This is a genomic window from Halomonas sp. AOP43-A1-21, from assembly GCF_052376775.1.
Classification (GTDB): domain Bacteria; phylum Pseudomonadota; class Gammaproteobacteria; order Pseudomonadales; family Halomonadaceae; genus Vreelandella; species Vreelandella colorata.
In genome coordinates this window covers 22869-41948 of the sequence record NZ_JBQSWC010000018.1, presented here as the reverse complement: position 1 = coordinate 41948, position 19080 = coordinate 22869, and the positions used below count along the sequence as shown (strand labels likewise).

The 19080-nt window shown below is 53.9% G+C and carries 19 protein-coding genes; 9 read left to right on the top strand and 10 right to left on the bottom strand.

What is annotated here, in order from left to right:
• Positions 1–21 precede the first annotated feature (21 nt).
• The 5 genes from sufC (at position 22) to ACT3R7_RS11460 (ending at position 4761) form a co-directional block, all read left to right on the top strand.
• Positions 22–771, top strand: coding sequence for a Fe-S cluster assembly ATPase SufC (gene sufC / locus ACT3R7_RS11480; RefSeq protein ID WP_018917498.1), 750 nt, complete (start codon positions 22–24; stop codon positions 769–771).
• A complete protein-coding gene (gene sufD, locus ACT3R7_RS11475) occupies positions 768–2111 on the top strand; it encodes a Fe-S cluster assembly protein SufD (RefSeq protein WP_193091719.1) in 1344 nt (447 codons plus the stop codon). The genes sufC and sufD overlap by 4 nt, the downstream gene beginning before the upstream one ends.
• A gap of 65 nt (positions 2112–2176) precedes the next feature.
• Positions 2177–3442 (top strand): cysteine desulfurase, encoded by a 1266-nt coding sequence (locus ACT3R7_RS11470; RefSeq protein ID WP_192537645.1) that lies wholly within the window; start codon positions 2177–2179, stop codon positions 3440–3442.
• Between the two features lie 8 nt (positions 3443–3450).
• On the top strand, positions 3451–4020 hold the full coding sequence (sufT, locus tag ACT3R7_RS11465) for a putative Fe-S cluster assembly protein SufT (RefSeq protein ID WP_018917495.1): 570 nt from the start codon (positions 3451–3453) through the stop codon (positions 4018–4020).
• An 18-nt stretch (positions 4021–4038) separates the two neighbouring features.
• On the top strand, positions 4039–4761 hold the full coding sequence (locus ACT3R7_RS11460; protein WP_192537643.1) for a SanA/YdcF family protein: 723 nt from the start codon (positions 4039–4041) through the stop codon (positions 4759–4761).
• A gap of 7 nt (positions 4762–4768) precedes the next feature.
• On the opposite strand, the gene ACT3R7_RS11455 is transcribed toward ACT3R7_RS11460, so the two are convergent.
• The 4 genes from ACT3R7_RS11455 to ACT3R7_RS11440 all read right to left on the bottom strand — a co-directional run bounded on the left by ACT3R7_RS11455 (position 4769) and on the right by ACT3R7_RS11440 (position 7765).
• Positions 4769–5215 carry a hypothetical protein gene (locus ACT3R7_RS11455; protein WP_192537642.1) on the bottom strand — a complete coding sequence of 149 codons (447 nt, stop codon included), beginning with the start codon at positions 5213–5215 and terminating at the stop codon, positions 4769–4771.
• Positions 5216–5303: 88 nt separating this feature from the next.
• The gene (gene rimK / locus ACT3R7_RS11450; protein ID WP_192537641.1) at positions 5304–6212 is read right to left on the bottom strand and encodes a 30S ribosomal protein S6--L-glutamate ligase; all 909 of its coding nucleotides are present in this window, start codon (positions 6210–6212) and stop codon (positions 5304–5306) included.
• Between the two features lie 40 nt (positions 6213–6252).
• Positions 6253–6693 carry an ATP-dependent zinc protease family protein gene (locus ACT3R7_RS11445; protein WP_018917491.1) on the bottom strand — a complete coding sequence of 147 codons (441 nt, stop codon included), beginning with the start codon at positions 6691–6693 and terminating at the stop codon, positions 6253–6255.
• 37 nt (positions 6694–6730) lie between these two features.
• On the bottom strand, positions 6731–7765 hold the full coding sequence (locus tag ACT3R7_RS11440) for a DUF3549 family protein (RefSeq protein WP_193091716.1): 1035 nt from the start codon (positions 7763–7765) through the stop codon (positions 6731–6733).
• Positions 7766–8051: 286 nt separating this feature from the next.
• Between ACT3R7_RS11440 and ACT3R7_RS11435 the strand changes: the two genes are divergently transcribed.
• Positions 8052–8384: a YqcC family protein gene (locus ACT3R7_RS11435; RefSeq protein WP_192537639.1), complete on the top strand. Its 333-nt coding sequence runs from the start codon at positions 8052–8054 to the stop codon at positions 8382–8384.
• 92 nt (positions 8385–8476) lie between these two features.
• On the opposite strand, the gene ACT3R7_RS11430 is transcribed toward ACT3R7_RS11435, so the two are convergent.
• From ACT3R7_RS11430 to ACT3R7_RS11405, 6 genes are all read right to left on the bottom strand, one after another.
• On the bottom strand, positions 8477–9103 hold the full coding sequence (locus tag ACT3R7_RS11430) for an OmpW/AlkL family protein (protein ID WP_192537638.1): 627 nt from the start codon (positions 9101–9103) through the stop codon (positions 8477–8479).
• 154 nt (positions 9104–9257) lie between these two features.
• Positions 9258–10748, bottom strand: a complete 1491-nt coding sequence (gene putP / locus ACT3R7_RS11425) for a sodium/proline symporter PutP (RefSeq protein ID WP_192537637.1) — start codon at positions 10746–10748, stop codon at positions 9258–9260.
• 293 nt (positions 10749–11041) lie between these two features.
• The gene (putA, locus tag ACT3R7_RS11420; protein WP_193091715.1) at positions 11042–14233 is read right to left on the bottom strand and encodes a bifunctional proline dehydrogenase/L-glutamate gamma-semialdehyde dehydrogenase PutA; all 3192 of its coding nucleotides are present in this window, start codon (positions 14231–14233) and stop codon (positions 11042–11044) included.
• Between the two features lie 150 nt (positions 14234–14383).
• The gene (locus tag ACT3R7_RS11415) at positions 14384–15217 is read right to left on the bottom strand and encodes an AraC family transcriptional regulator (RefSeq protein WP_193091714.1); all 834 of its coding nucleotides are present in this window, start codon (positions 15215–15217) and stop codon (positions 14384–14386) included.
• 32 nt (positions 15218–15249) lie between these two features.
• Positions 15250–15609: a hypothetical protein gene (locus ACT3R7_RS11410; RefSeq protein WP_192537634.1), complete on the bottom strand. Its 360-nt coding sequence runs from the start codon at positions 15607–15609 to the stop codon at positions 15250–15252.
• 246 nt (positions 15610–15855) lie between these two features.
• Entirely contained in the window at positions 15856–16263 is a 408-nt protein-coding gene (locus ACT3R7_RS11405) for a CBS domain-containing protein (protein WP_192537633.1), read from the bottom strand.
• A gap of 234 nt (positions 16264–16497) precedes the next feature.
• Here ACT3R7_RS11405 and ACT3R7_RS11400 point away from each other — a divergent pair, with 234 nt between their 5' ends.
• The 3 genes from ACT3R7_RS11400 (at position 16498) to ACT3R7_RS11390 (ending at position 19078) form a co-directional block, all read left to right on the top strand.
• Entirely contained in the window at positions 16498–17091 is a 594-nt protein-coding gene (locus tag ACT3R7_RS11400) for a YqaE/Pmp3 family membrane protein (RefSeq protein ID WP_193091713.1), read from the top strand.
• A gap of 99 nt (positions 17092–17190) precedes the next feature.
• A complete protein-coding gene (locus ACT3R7_RS11395; protein ID WP_193091712.1) occupies positions 17191–18060 on the top strand; it encodes a carboxylate/amino acid/amine transporter in 870 nt (289 codons plus the stop codon).
• 85 nt (positions 18061–18145) lie between these two features.
• On the top strand, positions 18146–19078 hold the full coding sequence (locus tag ACT3R7_RS11390) for an NAD(+) kinase (protein ID WP_192537630.1): 933 nt from the start codon (positions 18146–18148) through the stop codon (positions 19076–19078).
• Positions 19079–19080 lie beyond the last annotated feature (2 nt).

Here is a 19080-nt window from a genome sequence, read left to right as displayed (position 1 = left end):
AGAATTAGAAGGTTTAAGATTATGCTGCAAGTTACTGACTTACACGTCACCGTTGAAGATAAAGAAATTCTCAAGGGCCTGACCCTGACCATCAACGCAGGCGAAGTGCACGCCATTATGGGTCCTAACGGCGCGGGTAAATCAACCCTGTCAGCGGTGATTGCCGGTAAAGATGGCTATGAAGTCACCCAGGGTAGCATCACCTTTGAAGGTAAAGACGTACTTGAAATGGAAATCGAAGAGCGCGCCCAGGCGGGCCTGCTGTTAGGTTTCCAGTACCCGGTCGAGATTCCGGGGGTTAAAAATATTTACCTGCTGAAATCTGCGCTTAACGCTCAGCGTAAAGCCCGCGGTCTTGAGGACATGCCAGCACCTGAGTTTATGAAGCTTGTTAAAGAAAAACTCGGCTTTATGAAGATGGATGCCAGCTTCCTGCAGCGCGCGGTTAACGAAGGCTTCTCCGGCGGCGAGAAAAAGCGCAACGAAATTCTCCAGATGCTGGTGCTTCAGCCCAAGCTTGCCATGCTTGATGAAATCGACTCGGGCCTCGATATCGATGCCATGAAAGTCGTGGCGGATGGTGTTAACAGCCTGCGCGCCGAAGAGCGGGCGATTCTGCTGGTAACTCACTATCAGCGTCTGCTTGACTACATCGTTCCCGATAAAGTCCACGTCCTGGTGGATGGTCGAATCGTCAAAACCGGCGATGCCGAGCTTGCCAAGCAGCTTGAGGCCAATGGTTACGAAGGTATTGAGGAGTCCGCGGCATGAGCGATACGCAAACTTTTCTGGACACGCTGAAATCGCGTAGCCAGCAACGCGAGGCGGAGCCGACGTGGATTGCCGCGCGCCGTCAGGCGGGCGCTGCACGCTTTGAAGCGCTGGGCTTCCCCACGCGTCGTGATGAAGAGTGGAAATATACCGACGTTCGCGCTATTGCCCAAGGCAACTTTGCGCTAGCCGATAACGCTGATTTCTCACCAGCGCAGGCGGCGGCCGTCACATTGCCTATCTCGGCTTATCGCCTCACGTTTGTCGATGGTGTGTTTGCTCCGGCGCTTTCAGACCTTGATGCGCTGCCCCAAAGCGTTCACGTGTTGCCGCTTTCCAAGGCGCTGACTGAAAACCATGAAGCAGTGGGTGGGCCGCTTGGCCGTCTGACCGGCGTGGATTTCTCCTCGTTTGCCGCGCTGAATACCGCGTTTATGGAAGAGGGCGCTGTGGTACGTATCGCGCCCGGTACGGTGGTTGATAAACCCATCGTGCTGCAGTTTCTCTCCCGGGCTAACAGTGCGCCGGTGATGAGCCATCCGCGTATTCTGGTAGAGGCCGGTGGGCGCAGTGAAGCCACGTTGATTGAGCACTATTGTGGTGATCAGGAAGCCGCTAACTTCACCAACGTGGTAGGCGAGTTCATGCTTGATCGCGGTGCCATCCTGAACCACTACAAGTTGCAGGAAGCGCCGCTTAACGACCTGCACATTGCCAGCATGCACGTCGAGCAGGACCGCGACACTCGCTATACCTCGTACAACCTGAACCTGGGCGGGGCGCTGGTACGTAACGACCTGATCAGTGACTTGAACGGCCAGGGTGCTGAAACCAATTTCTACGGACTGTTCTTTGGCCAAGGCCGCCAGCATGTGGATAACCATACCAAGGTCAATCACAACGCGCCCTTAACGTTCTCCAACGAGAACTACAAAGGCATTTTGGATGACCGCGCTCACGGTGTGTTTAACGGTAAGGTCTACGTCAAGCGTGACAGCCAGAAGATCGAAGGTTTCCAGAGCAACCAGAACCTGCTGCTGTCTGACCGCGCCCAGATTGATGCCAAGCCTGAGCTTGAGATCTACGCCGATGATGTGAAGTGCTCTCACGGCACCACGACCGGTCAGTTGGATGAAGAGGCGATTTATGCCCTGCGTACTCGCGGTATTGATGAAGCCACGGCACGTGGTCTTCTGACCCTGGCGTTTGCAGGCGAAGTGCTGGATAAAGTCGCGCTGGATGAAATTGCCGAGCGCGTCGAGCTGGCCGTTGCCGGTAAGCTGCCTGAGCGCTTCAACCTGGCAGGCCTGGTGGAAACCGCCGTCGCGCTTAACGACTAGTCTTAACAACTGGTCTTAACGGCTATCTTAACGACTAAGCTCAACGCTTACATGAGGAGTGATGAATGTCGTCAACGGTTCTTGAGAAAGCGACAGCGAGTGGCCAGGCGCCCTATGATGTGCTGGCGGTTCGTGAAGACTTCCCGATTCTTGGTCGGGAAGTCCATGGCAAGCCGCTCGTCTATCTGGATAACGCCGCGACCAGCCAAACGCCGCAACAGGTCATTGACGTGTTTAGCGATTACTACTCGCGCTATAACGCCAATATCCATCGTGGGCTGCACACGCTGGCCGATGAAGCGACGGCGGCGTTTGAAGGCACGCGTGAGCGTGTAAAAGCGTTTCTCAATGCCGAAGATACTCGTCAGATTATCTTTACTCGTGGAACGACGGAAGCAATTAACCTGGTGGCTCAAACCTGGGGGCGCGTTAACCTCACCGCGGGTGATGAAGTGCTGGTCTCGTTGCTTGAGCATCACTCCAATATTGTGCCCTGGCAGCTGCTGGCCGCTGAGCGCGGTTTTACCATCAAGGTCATTCCGGTCGATGACACGGGTGCGCTGGATATGGCCGCTTATCGTGAGCTTTTAAGCGAGCGCACCAAGCTAGTCGCCGTTAACCATGTCTCTAATGCGCTGGGCACGATTAACCCGGTAAAAGAGATGGCGGCGCTTGCTCACCAGCACGGTGCGCTGATTTTCATCGATGGAGCGCAGGCTGCACCGCATCAAACAGTTGACGTGCAGGCGATTGATGCTGACTTTTACGCCTTTTCCGGCCATAAGGTTTATGGCCCCACCGGTATTGGCGTGCTGTATGGTAAAAAAACGCTGCTGGAGGCCATGCCGCCATGGCAGGGCGGTGGTGAGATGATTAAAACCGTCTCTTTCGACGCAGGCACCACCTTTGCAAGTATTCCGCATAAATTTGAGGCGGGTACGCCCGCCATTGCGGAAACTATCGCACTGGGCCGAGCGCTTGAGTGGGTTGAGAGCGTGGGTATCACCGCCATTGGGCAGTGGGAGAGCGTGCTGCTTGAGCATGCTACTCAGGCAGTGCAGCGTATTGATGGGCTGCGTATTTTAGGAACCGCGCCGAATAAGGCGGGCGTGCTGTCGTTTGTGGTTGACGGCGCACACTCCCAAGATATCGGCCTATTAATTGATCAATTAGGCGTGGCCATTCGTACCGGGCACCATTGTGCACAGCCGCTGCTGCATCATTTTGGCGTGGATGCTACGTGCCGTGCCTCGTTTGCTGCGTATAATACCCTCGACGAAGTGGATGCATTTGTTGCAGCGCTTAATCGTGTTATTGGTATGGTGCGCTAAGGAATCCTATGGATATCGAGCAAATCGCTAGCCTTGATCGAGGCCAGAAACTGCCGCTCCAGCGTGACGTGGAGGCTATTGCGATTCCGTTTGGCAAAACGGAAACCTTGGCGGAAGACAGCATCGTCAGCGTCATGCAGGCGAAAGGTAGCTCGGTCAGCGTTGGTTTTGAAGGGCGCCTTTATCTTATTGAAGGACGCAACCTGGACGCCTTGGGGCTTGAGGCGCTGCCGCGCCCAACCCTGGCTGAAAGTGCTAGTGAAGATGAGATCGAGCAGTTTGTATGGGAACAGCTGCGCACCTGTTTTGATCCGGAAATCCCCGTCAATATCGTGGATCTGGGGCTGGTATATGGCTGTCGTATTGAGCGCCTGATTACCGGCGAGCGGTTAGTAACCATTCGCATGACGCTAACGGCCCCCGGCTGTGGTATGGGGGACGTCATCGCGGCAGATGCACGTAATAAAATTTTAGGGGCGCCGCAAATAAATAAAGTGCACACTGAGATTGTTTTCAGCCCTCCCTGGAGCCGTGACATGATGAGCGACGAGGCTAAGCTTGAGCTCGGCATGTTTTAAACGCCTCTGGGTCGCTAGATGTACAGCATGTTGTTGAGGTGGGCAAAGCGTCTGCTGATGTCGCTAGGAGCATTGTTGCTGCTGGCGGCATTGTTGTTTGTGCTCGGTAATTTATATGTGCTCGGCACTACGGCACGCTATATCGATCGACAGATACCTGAGTGCCGTCCAGCGGATGTAGGCATCGTTTTTGGCACGTCTCACTGGACGCGTAGCGGGTTACGCAACCCTCACTTTCACGCGCGTATGCGCACCTCCGCCACGTTGATTGCCGAGCAGCGTGTATCGCATCTACTGCTATCCGGCGATAATCGTACCCAGGCCTATAACGAGCCGCGTGCCATGTGGCGTGATCTGCATCGGCGGGGGGTGCCTGCTGACCAGCTCACCATGGATTTTGCTGGCTTTAGCACCTATGACACGCTGGCGAGGGCCCGAGATGTTTTTCAGCTTGAGCATGCGCTTTTGGTAACTCAAAGCTGGCATTTGCCGAGGGCAATATTTATTGGTCGGGCGTTGGGTATGGATGTAACCGGATGTGTGGCCGAAGAAAGGCCCACCGCGGACGAGTGGCGCTTAAGAGTGCGCGAGTGGGCGGCACGTGTAGCCACGCTTGGAGATATTTACGTGTGGGACAGGCAGCCCTACTTTTTAGGACCCGCCGAGCCCATCGAGCTGCGAAGCGTCGAGCCAGTCATTACGCCGACGCTTTATATATTTGAACCGGAATCAAGCGAATAGATGCTAGCTAGCGATGCGCTTTACGTTTTTGCAGCCCGTAAAGCTCACGAATCAGCTTCCGACACCCCTGCATGCACTCATCGACGACTGGCTCGATCGGGTCGGGTAGGGGGTGAGTAAAGAGTGTGGATAACGCCTGCATCAGCACACGCTCTTGCTCTAACAGTTCATTGATTAATACTTGGCTATCGTTGCCAACGAAGCTTTTAAGACGGCTCCAGAGCCATAAAAAATCATCGCGTTCAACATCAGCATCGCGCGGCAGCATTTTTAAATGCGCACGTGCCAATTCCTGCAGTTTACGCATCTGCTTTAACCGCGCAGTATAGTGCGGTTTCAGTGCATCACGCAGCGAGGGACGCAAGCGTTCGATATTATCCTGGAAATAATCAATGCTATCGGCCAGCGCTTCCAGCACGCTGTCCATCGCCACTTGGCGATTGTCGAGAAACATGAGCGTCTACCTCCTTCGGTGACGCAGATTGTGGGGGTGGCAGCGTCTATTTGCCACCCCTAATGCGGATTATTTTTGGTTTTTCCTCTTAGCCTTTAGGCTTGGGGGGCGCTTTACGAACCGGAGAGGCATTTTTTTCGATATGTTCGATAATCATGCCCGCAATATCTTTGCCGGTGGCGTTTTCAATGCCCTGCAAACCGGGGGAGGAGTTTACCTCCATGATGACCGGCCCGTGGTTAGAGCGTAAAAGATCCACACCTGCCACACTTAGCCCCATGGCTTTCGCTGCGCGAATCGCAGTAGAGCGCTCTTCAGGCGTAATGCGGATAACGCTTGCGGTACCGCCACGGTGGAGGTTAGAGCGAAACTCACCCTCTGCCGCCTGGCGCTTCATTGAGGCAACCACTTTATCGCCAATCACGAAGCAGCGAATATCCGCACCGCGCGCTTCTTTAATGTATTCCTGCACCATGATATTGGTCTTCATCCCCATAAAGGCCTGAATAACCGACTCGGCCGCCTGATTGGTTTCAGCGAGTACTACGCCGATCCCCTGGGTGCCTTCCAGCAGCTTAATGACCAGCGGCGCGCCTTTGACCATGGTAATCAGGTCGGGAATATCATCTGGTGAATGAGCAAAACCAGTGATCGGCAATCCTAGCCCTTTACGTGATAAAAGTTGCAGTGAGCGTAGTTTATCCCGCGAGCGAGTAATCGCTACCGAATCATTGATGACGTAGGTACCCATCATTTCAAATTGACGCAGTACCGCACAGCCGTAAAACGTAACTGACGCGCCAATCCGCGGAATGACTGCATCGAACGGCTCTATTTCCTGGCCTTTATAATGAATCGAAGGGTGATGCGAGGCGATGCTCATATAGCAGCGCAGTGTATCTACTACGCGCGCTGTATGGCCCCGAACTTCCGCGGCCTCAATAAGGCGGCGAGTAGAGTACAAGTTGCGATTACGTGATAGTAGAGCGATGTGCATTCAGGACTCCGGGCCAAATAAAAGACTAATCATTGTTAGGTTAGGGTTCGCCATGTAAAAATGCAGCGCCGGGGGCAACCAGCAGGCGACGCATGGCGCGGCGTCCAAGCAGCATAGGGTGACGCATATTGCTGCGATCTGTCAGAGTGAGCTCAACGAAAAAGTTCAGCTGGCCCATCTGCATTGGCGTGCGTATCACGTAGCGCCATTCGCTATGTCCGTTTGAGCTGGTAATCCGGCGCCGATCATGAAGATGCAGCTTGATACGGTGTTCAGGCGTTGTCGGCCCGCCACTATGGGTAATGAAGCTTACCCATAACTGGCCGTGCTCATCTTCATGGGTCTGAATATCTTCGGCGTGCAGTGCTGAAGTCCGGGCGCCCGTATCTGCTTTACAGCATAGATGAAGGCCCAGTTCAGGCAACGTTACCATCTCGCGGCGGCCAATGACCGCTTTAGCCTGATAGGGTAATTCCTTCACGGCTTACTCCTTGCAATGCATAGATAGTGCTATCCGTCTAACGGCTAGCTGCCTGTGTCATGGCTGCTAAACGACGCTGTATCGCTGAGCCTGCCGGAGCGTCTCGCAGTGCCATCATGACGGGCAGCCGCAAGCGCGGGATAAGCGCAATATCACGAACAACAGCGGCAAAGCTAGTCCGCTCATCTTCAGCCAAAAGGTTGAGGAAAAGTGGTAAACGATATGCGTCTTCCAATAAAAGCCAGCCTCGCCCGGCAATAGCTGCGAGTACATCCGGCCCGCAGGCGTGTTTATCATCTAACAGGCTTGAGTACCAGTCGCCAACCGCCGGATGAGAGGTACTGCCTACCGCACGAATGCAGCTACATAAGGTTTCCATGTCGCCATTGTTCGCTGCCTGCTCACCTATCTCGCGCAGCGCCAGTATCATGGATACTGGCAGTGGCTGGTGTTCTAAACAGTAGCAGAGTGAGTGCACAACGCTAGTTGGCAGCGTCGCTAGACGAGAAGCAAGCGCCTCTGCCTGGGTGTCGTCCAGCCTGACCGTATAGTCGGCAATACCTTGAAGCCCTAATGCTTGCCAGTCGATATCCATTTGACCGCTCAAATAGGCGTCAACCGGCTCAAAATGCTGGCTGGCGGGCAATCCTCGCTCAAGGGTGGCGTAGGCATTAAGCATTGCCTGAAAAGTCACATTTGGCGTGAAAGCGAGCGGATTATCCTTCATTAGATGATCTGCGTCTTTAACGTTTTGCCCCGCTTGAGCAACATTTTTTCCCAGCGTCTCGATCAGCCGGTTTAAAAAACCGTCGCGCTGGGCGGGGGAGAGTAATCCTTGCTCGTCTAGAGGCAATGCTAAAAACCAAATCGCAGGTTCTGGCATATCCCCAAGGCGAAAAACGGCCGCTATTCGCGCCTGGCCTTGCCATGGCTCGGGCCAAGCGGTATGACCCAGCTCAAAGCTTGCCAGCGTATCGCGCGTACAGGCGGAGACACGCCGGCCCATATGATAGAGCGAAACCTCGGCACCGCTGCGTGTAAAAAACTCATCAATGGTCTGAATTGGTTGCATGATGTCCTTCCGCATTTCAAGCTTGCACTCTACCTTGCCCACCGCACAGTGTCAGCCGAAACGGCGGTTAAATCGGTGCTTTCTTTTGGTTAGTGATCAAAAAACAAACAATTTCCTGTAAGCCTTCTGAGAGTAGCGGTTCCGGCACCTTTCCATAGTTTATCCACAGGCTCTTGCAGGTTTTCTGTGAATCGGTGGGTAACTGTTAATTACTGGGTATAAGTAGCAACTCACGTATAGAGTTGGGATAATAAAGGTGAACCGTTACTGATTAATTAAGGTGCTTATGAGCGTCCATCAACAGCTTCAAACCGCGCTTCTCGAGCTTGAAGCCGCCATGAAGGCCGCCAACTTATGGCGTGTCGAAACTCCCCAGGCAAGCGCTTTTGCAAGTCAGGAGCCCTTTTGTATCGATACCATGTCGCTACCCCAGTGGGTGCGCTTTGTGTTTGTCGCCCGGCTTAATGCGCTTATTGATGCCAATGCGCCGTTACCCGCCAAATGCGAAGTGGCCCCTGCGATTGCCGCCTATCTGATCCAGGAAAAAGTGCGCTCCAGTGACCAATTTCTGGTGGTGCGGGCATTTGAGAAGGTCGATCAGCTAGTCACAGACAACTAGCGGTTAACCCATCGGGCCTGCGCACTGGCTGGCCCGGTAGGAAAAATTCATCCCTGTGTTGGTTCGCCAAGCACTTTTCCTAGTGCTATCCGTTAAAAGCGATAGCTTAGCCCGCCCATCACGACAACCGGATCAATGTCCACAGAGCCCGCAGCCGTACCGTTAATAGTGGCATCAGTATTGATATCCAGATACCAGGCGGCCGCGTTAAGCGCCCAGTGGTCGTCGATCAGTAGGTCGACACCTACTTGGCCTGCTGCCCCCCAGGAGTTTTCCAAATTAAGTTCACCAATCGCCACGTACTCATCTGAAAAACGCGTGTAATTGATGCCTGCGCCAATATAGGGCTGCACTCGGGATTGCGTACCGCCGAGCGGGTAATACTGCAGTGTCAGGGTCGGGGGAAGATGCTTGGTTGATGCCAGATTATCCCCATTGAGAGCAATATCATGCTCAAACGGGAGGGCGGCGAGAAGCTCAACCCCTAGCTTGTCGTGGAAACGGTAACCAAGGGTAAAAGCGAAATCCGTTTTATCCTGTACATTGACCGCAAAGGCGCCATCGGCAAGTTCTCCGTTGTGGCTTTTGGGGGCCACTTTGGCGACCCCTGCACGGGTAAAAAAGTCGCCTGCACCGTAGGCAAATACTTGGCTGCTGGCGGCCAGGGTGGCCGTGGCCAGCCCCATGGTTAACAGTGCGGGGAAAGATAGATGGCGCATGACGTTGCTCCTTGCTGTTGACGTTACTCGATAAGTGTCTGTCACTTATGAATAAAGGATATCGTCATGGTGCGGCGGCATTATTGACCCAGGGCAATGAGCGCATGAAAAAGGCCACCCGGGGGTGGCCTTCAAAGATCATTTCAGACTCTTTCTATCGTTCGATATGCTGATATTCACCGGCATCGGCAGTCGCGCTGCTCACCACCAGAATGGCAATGAAGGAAGCAATGAAGCCAGGAATGATTTCGTAGATGCCAGGGCCACCCATGAATTCGCCATTCCAGCCCAGCGCGATCCAGACCATCACGGTGACAGCACCGACGATCATGCCTGCGATGGCGCCAGCGCCGTTAGTGCGTGACCACATCAGCGATAAGATAATCAGGGGGCCGAACGCTGCACCAAAGCCTGCCCAGGCGTTACTGACTAAGCCTAACACCTGAGAGTCGGGGTCGGAGGCAATAAAGGCTGCCACCAAACCTACCAGTACCACACTAATCCGGCCCACGGTAACGGTCTGCTTTTCTGATGCCTGCTTGTTCAGGAAGAGACGGTAGAAGTCTTCGGTTAGCGATGACGACGCCACCAGCAGCTGGCTGGAAATGGTACTCATGACTGCCGCAAGCAAGGCCGCATACAGGAAGCCGGTAATCAGCGGATGGAACAGCAGCTCTGCCAGGATAATAAAGATCGTTTCCGGATCCTGAATATCCATACCGTTGCGGATAGCGTAAGCCCGACCAAAGATGCCGAGCGAAACCGCACCAATCAGAGAAATCGCCATCCAGCCCATACCAATATTACGTGCAGTAGGCACATCTTTCAGGTGGCGAATGGCCATGAAACGCACGATGATATGCGGCTGGCCAAAATAACCTAAGCCCCAGGTAACGGCAGAAAGCCAGCCGATGAAGGTCAGGCCCTCTGTCCACGACAGCAGCGTGGGATCGACGTCGTTAAGCGTCTGCGATGCTTGAGTGAAACCACCGCCGCCTTCACCAAAGAGCACAACTGCCGGCATGATGATCAGTGCCAGCATCATGATGCAGCCTTGCACAAAGTCCGTCATGCTCACGGCCAAGAAACCGCCCACTACCGTATAAATAAGCACCACGCCGAGAGTGATGATAATGCCCAGAGCGTAGTCGCTCATGTCGCCAATGTTGATAATCCCCGCAAAGGCGCTTTCGAACAGCTTCCCGCCTGCCACTAGGCCAGACGCTGTGTAAACTGCGAAGAAAATAACGATAACGATGGCCGATACCGTTCTTAGCGACATTGCCCGGGTAGGAAACCGATTGGCCAGAAAGGCTGGAATAGTGATCGCATTACCATAGTGAACGGTTTGCTCACGCAGGCGTGGTGCGACCAATAACCAGTTGAAGAAGGCGCCCACGAATAGGCCAATACCGATCCAGGCCGAGCCCAAACCAGACACGAACATCGCACCGGGCAACCCCAGCAGCAGCCAGCCGCTCATGTCTGATGCACCCGCTGACAGGGCCGCTACTTTGGGGCTCAAGGTTCGACCGCCCAGCACGTAGTCTTCAGAGGTCGAAGTGGATGTGCGCATGGCATAAAGGCCAATGCCGATCATAAGCGCAAAATAAGCAAAAAGGCTGATCCAAACGCCAATAGCCATGAAATTCTCCCGTTTATCAAGTCGGATAGCACCGACTGGTGAGTGCGCTTACCGAGCAATGCTTGGTAATCGCACGGACTTATTGTTGTTAACCCTGTCTCTTATTCACGTTACGACCTTCGAGCGTTCCTCGAAGGAGTCGTCAAAAAGAGGTTTCGAGCGTTTATGTGTAACGTTCCCTATGCCTAATGTCCCCCTCCTCAAGAGGGGGGACGTAAAGGCCGTTGCGCTATTATTTTCAACCATGAGAGATCCTTTTTGAGGAGTTCAGGTTCGTTATTATGATGAGCTATTTACTCATCGCCTAGCGCCAGTAAAGACGCGTTACCACCTAAAGCGGCGGTGTTATTGGTAACCGTTTTTTCAGTGATAAAGCGCTGCAGGTAATTCGGCCCGCCCGCTTTAGGGCCTGTGCCTGAAAGTCCTTGACCACCAAAGGGTTGGACGCCCACCACGGCCCCAATGATATTACGATTAATGTATACATTGCCCGCACGAATTTTCTGCGCAATTTCAGCGGCAAAGGACTCATTGCGGCTATGCACCCCAAAAGTCAGGCCGTAGCCACGGCCATTGATATCATTGATTGCCCGGTCAAGCTCGCTGGCCTTGTAGCGCACAATGTGCAGCACAGGACCAAACTGCTCTCGGGTCAACGAATTGATACTGTCGATGGTAAAGGCTACGGGCGCCACGAATGTACCGTTCTGAGTATGCTCGGCAGCCATCGGTGTTTCAGCGACTAAGCGGTTTTCGCCTTTAAGCTTTTCGATATGCTCAAGCAGGCCTTTGCGGGCTTCTTCGTCAATCACTGGGCCAACGTCGGTACCCAAATCGCGCGGATCACCGATGCGCAGCTCGTTCATAGCGCCTTTAAGAATTGTGATGACGCGGTCGGCAACATCGTCTTGCAGGTAAAGAACTCGCAACGCCGAGCAGCGCTGGCCAGCGCTTTGGAACGCAGACTGAATAACATCGACCACGACCTGTTCGGGCAGGGCGGTAGAGTCGACGATCATGGCGTTCATGCCGCCGGTTTCAGCGATCAGCGTGGGCAGCGGTGCGTTTTCACGCGCAGCCAAGGCGCGGTTGATGATCTGCGCCGTGTCGGTGCCGCCGGTAAAAACTACGCCGGTGATTCGCGGGTCGGAGGTCAGCACGCTGCCCACGGTCGGGCCATCGCCCGGCAGTAGCTGAACCACATCGCGCGGCAGGCCTGCTTCGTAAAGCAGCTTAATCACACGGTGAGCGACAATCGATGTTTGCTCGGCAGGCTTGGCCAGTACGGTATTGCCCGCAACGGCAGCGGCAACAATCTGACCGCAGAAGATAGCCACCGGGAAATTCCAGGGGCTTATCGCAGCAAACACACCTTTACCGCCCATGATCAGCCGGTTGGATTCGCCGGTTGGTCCCGGCAGTTCAATGGGCTCGCCGAAAGACTCTTCTGCGCGCATGGCGTAGTAGCGGCAGAAATCAACGGCTTCTTTGATTTCGTCCACACCATCCGTTAAGAGCTTGCCGCCTTCGCGTGAGCAAAGGGTCATAAGCTCCGGCATGTTGTCTTCCATCAGGTCGGCTAAGCGACGCAGCACGGCCGCGCGCTCAGCAACCGGCGTGGCTTCCCAGCGTGGGAAGGCATTCCAGGCCGCATCCAGTGCCTCGGTTGCCTGCTCTTTTGTCGTCCACTGAATGCTGCCTACGCTTTGACGACGATCAAACGGGCAGGTCACGCTGTGGGTATTGGCGGCATCGTCTGCCACATCGAACGCCAATAGCGGTTTGGCCAGGTACTGCTTATCCATGAAGGCGGCCATCTTATCCATCAGCGGATAGAAGTGGCTGCGGATATTTAGGTTAACGCCCCGCGAGTTACGCCGCTTGGGTCCGTAAATATCCTTGGGTAACGGAATCCGCGTATTGGTCAATGATTTCTGCTGACGCAAGGTCTCAATCGGGTGCTGGCAAAGCCATTCCACCGGCACTTCTGGATCAACCAGCTGGTGGACGAACGACGAGTTAGCACCGTTTTCCAGCAGGCGGCGCACCAGATAGGGCAGCAGATCTTTATGTGCGCCTACTGGGGCGTAGATGCGACAGTACGTGCCTTTGGGCGCGCGCTCCAGGGCCGCATCGTAAAGCGCTTCACCCATGCCGTGCAGGCGTTGGAACTCAAACGGCCGACTGTCGTGGTTGGCAAATTCCAGAATGTTGGTGACCGTATGGGCGTTATGCGTGGCGAACTGCGGGAAAATGCGCCCGACGGTATCGTTTGAAAGCAGAAACTGGGCACACGCCAGGTAAGCAACATCGGTACATGCTTTACGGGTATAAACCGGGTAGCCATCGACACCCAGCTGCTGCGACTCTTTGATTTCGCTATCCCAGTAAGCGCCTTTCACTAGGCGCAGCGGAATTTCATCGCCTTGCTCATCCGCCAAGCGGTTAATGTAGTGAAGCACCGGCAGGGCGCGCTTGGAGTACGCCTGAACCACCAGGCCAAAGTGGCCCCAGCCTTTTACCGAATCGCTTGAGTAAACCGCGCGGAAAACTTCCAGCGAAAGCTCTAAGCGGTCAACTTCTTCGGCATCGATAGTAACGGCAACATCCAGCTCGCGGGCTTTAGTTACCAGCTTGATAACGGTGTCGACAAGCTCTGCGAGTACCTGCTCACGGCGGCCGAATTCATAGCGCGGATGAAGTGCAGAAAGTTTGATCGAGACAGACGGGGCGGGCGTTTTCTCGCCCAGTGCTTTAGACGTTTTACCCACCTGCTCAATGGCGCGGGCATAATCATCAAAGTAACGCTTCGCGTCATCACGCGTACGCGCGGCTTCACCCAGCATGTCGTAAGAGTAGGTGTAGCCTTTATTGAAAAGCGGTTTGGAGCGTTTCAGGGCTTCGTTGATATCACGCCCCAATACGAACTGCTTACCCATGATTTTCATCGCTTCAACCATCGCGCGACGAATCACAGGCTCGCCCATACGATTAACCATGCGGTTAATAAAGGTGGCTGGCTGGCCATCCCGCGGATGGTCGAGCTTTAGAACGCGGCCGGTCATTAAAAGACCCCACGTGGAAGCGTTGACCATCCACGACTCACTTTTGCCTGCGTAAGACTGCCAGTCGGCCGGACCAAGCTTGTCTTCAATCAGAGCGTCGGCGGTCGCCTTATCGGGGATGCGCAGCATGGCTTCGGCCAGACACATCAGCATCAACCCTTCATGCGTGTCCAGGCTGTACTGCTGTAAAAGCTCGTCAATGGTGTCGACGGCCGTGTCCATTTCACGCACATCGCGTATTAGCGCCGCCGTATTGGCCTCAATGCGAGCAAAGTCTTCGCGATCGGCATCCAGCAGTTTGATAAGCTCGCCAACGTAGGTTTCTTCGTCCACCAAATAGTGGTCGCTCACCTGGGCCATTAGCGTATCAAGATCAGTTTGCCAGGTGGCAGAATCACGCATTTTTTTAGCGTTGAGCATTGAGGCCCCCGAAAATCTAAATAAAGACAAATAGGTGGTAGGGCTTTTCGCCCAAGCAGCGGTCGAATGTAGAGTGCTATCAAGTTTGGTGTATGTCGTTTCCTCGGAAAAACATGTCAATTCCGTGGCAAGCGCTGTGGTTTTTAGACTTTAGTGGAATGATTTTTGTGCTGCCAGAGGATTTTTAGCTCTGGTTGGTGACGCTTTAGATAGTGGCTCTGATGTCGCTTGGCGCAGCATGCGAGGTGATACGCCGTAGCTATGTCTGAACGCATGAGAAAGCGCACTTTGATTGGCAAAGCCGGTTTGAATGGCAATATCGGTTAAGGGTAGCCGACTTTGCAAAATAAGCTGCCGGGCGGCGTGCAGCCGCTGGCGCTTGACGTATTGCCATGGAGAAAGCCCGGTTTGCCCCCGAAAACGTTCTGAAAAGTGCGCCTCACTCAGGCAGGCGAGCTTGGCTAAATCAGCCACACGTAACGCATCAGCAAGATGACGGTGGATAAAACGATCAATCTGGGTAAGGTCAATCCGCCGCTGACATACTGTTGGTGGGTTGCCAAGCCGGGCTTTTAGTGAGCCAAGTAGGGTGGCTGCCAAGCGGTCCTGCTGAAAAGATGCATAGGATGTGTCAAATCCTTGGGCGAGTTCGCTCTCCATAAATGCCAAATAATGGCGTAATGGGTTATCCAGGGCAAAAAAGCGCGGGGCATCAAATAGGGCGACCAGCTCGCGATGCTCGCCGGTAAGTGCTGGTGCATCTTCTGGAAGATCCAGAATGAGCTGCCGGTTGTGGCCCTGGCCTGAGTAGTAGTGCTCATGGTTCGCCGGCACAATGCAGCCTGAAAAAGCATTCACGCGGCCACCCAACCCCTCAATCTCAAATTCCGATGAGCCACACAGGGTTATCACGATTTGGTGAAAATCATGCGAGTGATGATGTGTGGCGCTATCCAGTGGGATTCTGCGGATGGTACTCGGCATGGCTATTATCTCCTCGGCGCGTTTAGCCGCATCTACTTCTGATGCAACGCCGTATGGGCCGCCAGATGGTCGCGTAATGCTTGCAGCTCTGCTTGCCCTTCATGATTTAAAAGCGGTTTACCCTGAGCGATCAGCCAGCGTCGACCATGTAGCTCCATCAGGTGTGCAGCGCGTCGGCGAACCCCATCCAGATACTCATTATGGCGTATCGGGTAGCCGATAATCGCATTCCACTCGGTTTCGCTCACCTGGCTAACTAACGCCTTGTCAAAAAGGGCCAGCAAATCTTTTGGTTCGGTGCGATACCTGGGGGTACCCGCCGTCATTAATACCAGTAAAACGGCACCCATCACCAACAGGCAAACCCCAAGCACCAGTAGGTAAAGTGCCATGTATTCACTCCTAACCACTTATGCGTATATGTAAGCTTTAGTATACGCGTGCACCCCTTTGGAGACGAAAATTTTACGGAGTAGCGAACTTTTTCATTAGAGAGTGTCTGAGTTAGTACAGACAACGTAGCGATAGCAGTCGCTAATAGTGTTGTCCTAGCTATTGTTTTCGATCCCTTGCTTCCGCTGCTTTTAAAGCAGCGGTTTTTTTTGACCGTTGTTCAGTGGTTAGCTTGCTATCAGCGCTTAATGGCAGCGAATTTTAAGAAGCGCAATCAGAATATCACGCCGGGTAACGATACCCACCAAGCGCAACTGCTCAACGACCGGGTAAACTTTAGGTTTTTTGCCGAGCATTTCCTGGGCAAGGTCGGTAATGCTTTTATTGGGAGTGGTCGTCAGCACCTCCTGGCGCATCAGCTCGCCGACCATTGGTGTCTCGTGGTCATGATAAAGGCAATCAAGTACGTGACCCAATACATCCTGTTCAGAAATAAAACCAACTAGTCGGTCTGATGCATCAACAACGGGGGCACCCGGCAGGCGATGAAGCGCTAAACCTTGGGCCAAGTTGGTAATGGATGTGGAGGGCGAGACGCGGTAACAGTCTCGGGACATAATATCGCGAACGGTATGCGGGGCTTGCTGGTTCATCGGTCACTCCTTATGCACACCTTCGTATATGAATCACACCTGTGTGCAACGAGGTCTTAACGCGTGATAGCTAAGTGCAACGCGAGCTAGGTTATTCGATAATGCGTAGTCACGGCTTAAACATTTTACAGCTCAAACGCTCTTACCAATGTAGATGATTTAGAGCCATGCTTGGTGTGAATTGGCACTAATTACATTCAACGCTTTGCGTATCGCTAACGTAAGGAGCTTCAAATGGATGCACGTGAGTATCTTAATCGCAAAGGTGTGGGCGTTGAACGCGAACCCGACCGTCCGAATACCCTTGAGGAAAAATCCTGGGAACGTGCCCGTGGGGCAGGGCAGCAGCGACCCAAATCCGGCACCCCGCACGACTGGGAAGATTGGGAGCGCTACCACGATGATCTCGCTCAGGGTGCCACTGAATTAGAGCAAAAAATCGATAAGCAGGCCCACCGCAAAGAAGCCCGTGAACAATCCGAAACTCAGCGTGCTCAGCCAGCAGTGGAGCATTTTACGCCGCCGGAATCTTCACCCCAATCCAAGCCGTTGCCATCTCATGCCAAGCCAGCCGGCGCTCAATTGGAAGCTAAGGCTGAAGAGGCTACTTCTGATAAGGCTAAATCGGAAAAAACTGGCGCGGACTCCCCCGTCTCCGAGCCTAAAGCGCTAAAAGCTGCCTATATGGCGCTGGCTGTTTTATTACCGCCGTTAGCATTGGCGTTAACCGGTGCCGGCGCTACGCGTATTGTTATCGGCGTGGTGCTCACCCTAGTTGGCTGGCTGCCTGGCGTAATTTATGCGCTATGGTGGCTCAAGCGTGTATAGAGCGTCGTTAACTAGGACATTTATGCAGGTTTACCAGTTGGCAGGCCGCGATAAGTCCGTATAATCTGCGTAAACCATTTTAATAAACGAGGTTTACCAGTGGGCTATCTAATTAGTGTAACGGCGCTATGGGCGTTTTCATTTTCGTTAATAGGCGTTTACCTGGCGGGCCAGGTCGATGGCTATTTCGCGGTGCTGATTAGGGTAACGCTGGCAATGCTGGTTTTTTTACCTTTTTTACGCCCAAGCCTGCTACGCGGTAAGCAACGCCTCGCTTTGATGGGCTTGGGTGCGATACAGCTTGGCGTAATGTACACGTTTTTTTACCAATCTTTTTTGCTGCTTTCCGTACCGGAAGTGCTCCTCTTTACTATCTTTACGCCTGTGTATATCGCGCTGCTTGACGATTTACTGTTTGGCCGCTTTACGCCTATGTACCTTATCACCGCGCTGTTGGCGGTAATCGGCGCCGCCATTATTCGCTACGATGGGATCGATAGCGGCTTTTGGCAGGGTTTCTTTGTGGTTCAGGGCGCCAACCTTTGCTTTGCGCTTGGCCAAGTTGGCTATCGCCGCTTAGCGGCCGACCTGCCGCCAACGCTTGCCTGGCATAACGTGTTTGGCTGGTTTTTTATCGGCGCCATGCTGGTTGCGCTGCCCGCTTACCTTCTGTTTGGCAATAGTGCAGCGCTGCCCAGCACGTCACTGCAGTGGGGGGTATTGGCGTGGCTGGGCCTAGTGGCTTCAGGCGTAGGTTACTTTGCCTGGAACCAGGGCGCTACCAAGGTCGATGCGGGTACGCTGGCGATTATGAATAATGCCCTTGTGCCGGCCGGTTTACTGGTCAACCTGCTAATCTGGAACCGTGATGCGGATATCGTGCGGTTAGCCGTGGGCGCGCTCATCATGGTCGGGTCACTATGGTTGAATCATTGGTGGCTGACGCGTCGGACCGCAAGCGTGGCCTGAGTTATTACTTTGGGTTCGTTAAGCTTATTTGCCCGTTACTCCCGGTATCGCCATAATGTGAGGCTGATGCCAGCGAGAGCCTCCCATGCTTAACACTCAACCGCCATCTTCCGCGCCGTTATCCGGCGAAAGGAGTACACGGCCCTTTAAAACGATTGGTTTGATTGGTCGTTTAGGCAGCGACAAAGTCGTCGATTCGCTTCAACGGTTGATCAGCTATCTGGTAGCGCACGGCTATAACGTGTTGGTTGAGGATCGCACGGCCACCGTAATTCCAAGCCACGGCCAGCCTGAAGCCAGCCGGCGGATGTTGGGCGAACTGTGTGACCTGGTAATTGTGATTGGCGGAGACGGCAGCCTACTGGGCGCGGCACGCACGCTGTGCCGCAGCGGCACGTTAATGTTGGGCGTGAACCGGGGTCGGCTGGGGTTTCTTACCGATATCTCGCCCGACGAACTGGAAAGCCGGGTGGGTGAAGTGCTGGCTGGCGAGTTTGAAATTGAAGAGCGCTTTTTGCTCGATGCGGTGCTGTATCGTAACGGAGTCGCCGTCGGTAATGGTGATGCGTTAAACGAAGTGGTCGTGCACCCTGGCAAAGCCGTGCGCATGATCGAGTTTGAGCTGTTCATTGATGGCCAGTTTGTTTATAGCCAGCGCAGCGACGGCTTGATTATTGCAACGCCGACGGGTTCGACAGCCTATGCGCTTTCCGGCGGCGGCCCGATTATGCATCCCAAGCTTGATGTGGTGACGTTGGTACCCATGTTCCCGCATACGCTTTCCAGCCGCCCCATCGTGGTTGATGCGGCCAGCGAAATTCGAATTCATATTGGTGAAACCAATCAGGCCTACCCACACATAAGCTGTGATGGACAAACACGAGCGGTGGCCAAGCCAGACGACATACTAGTCATTAAGCGCAAGCCAGAGCGCGTCAAGCTTGTACACCCTATTGGACATAACTTTTATGAGGTGCTGCGCAGTAAATTAGGTTGGAGCCACCGGCTGGGAGATTAAGC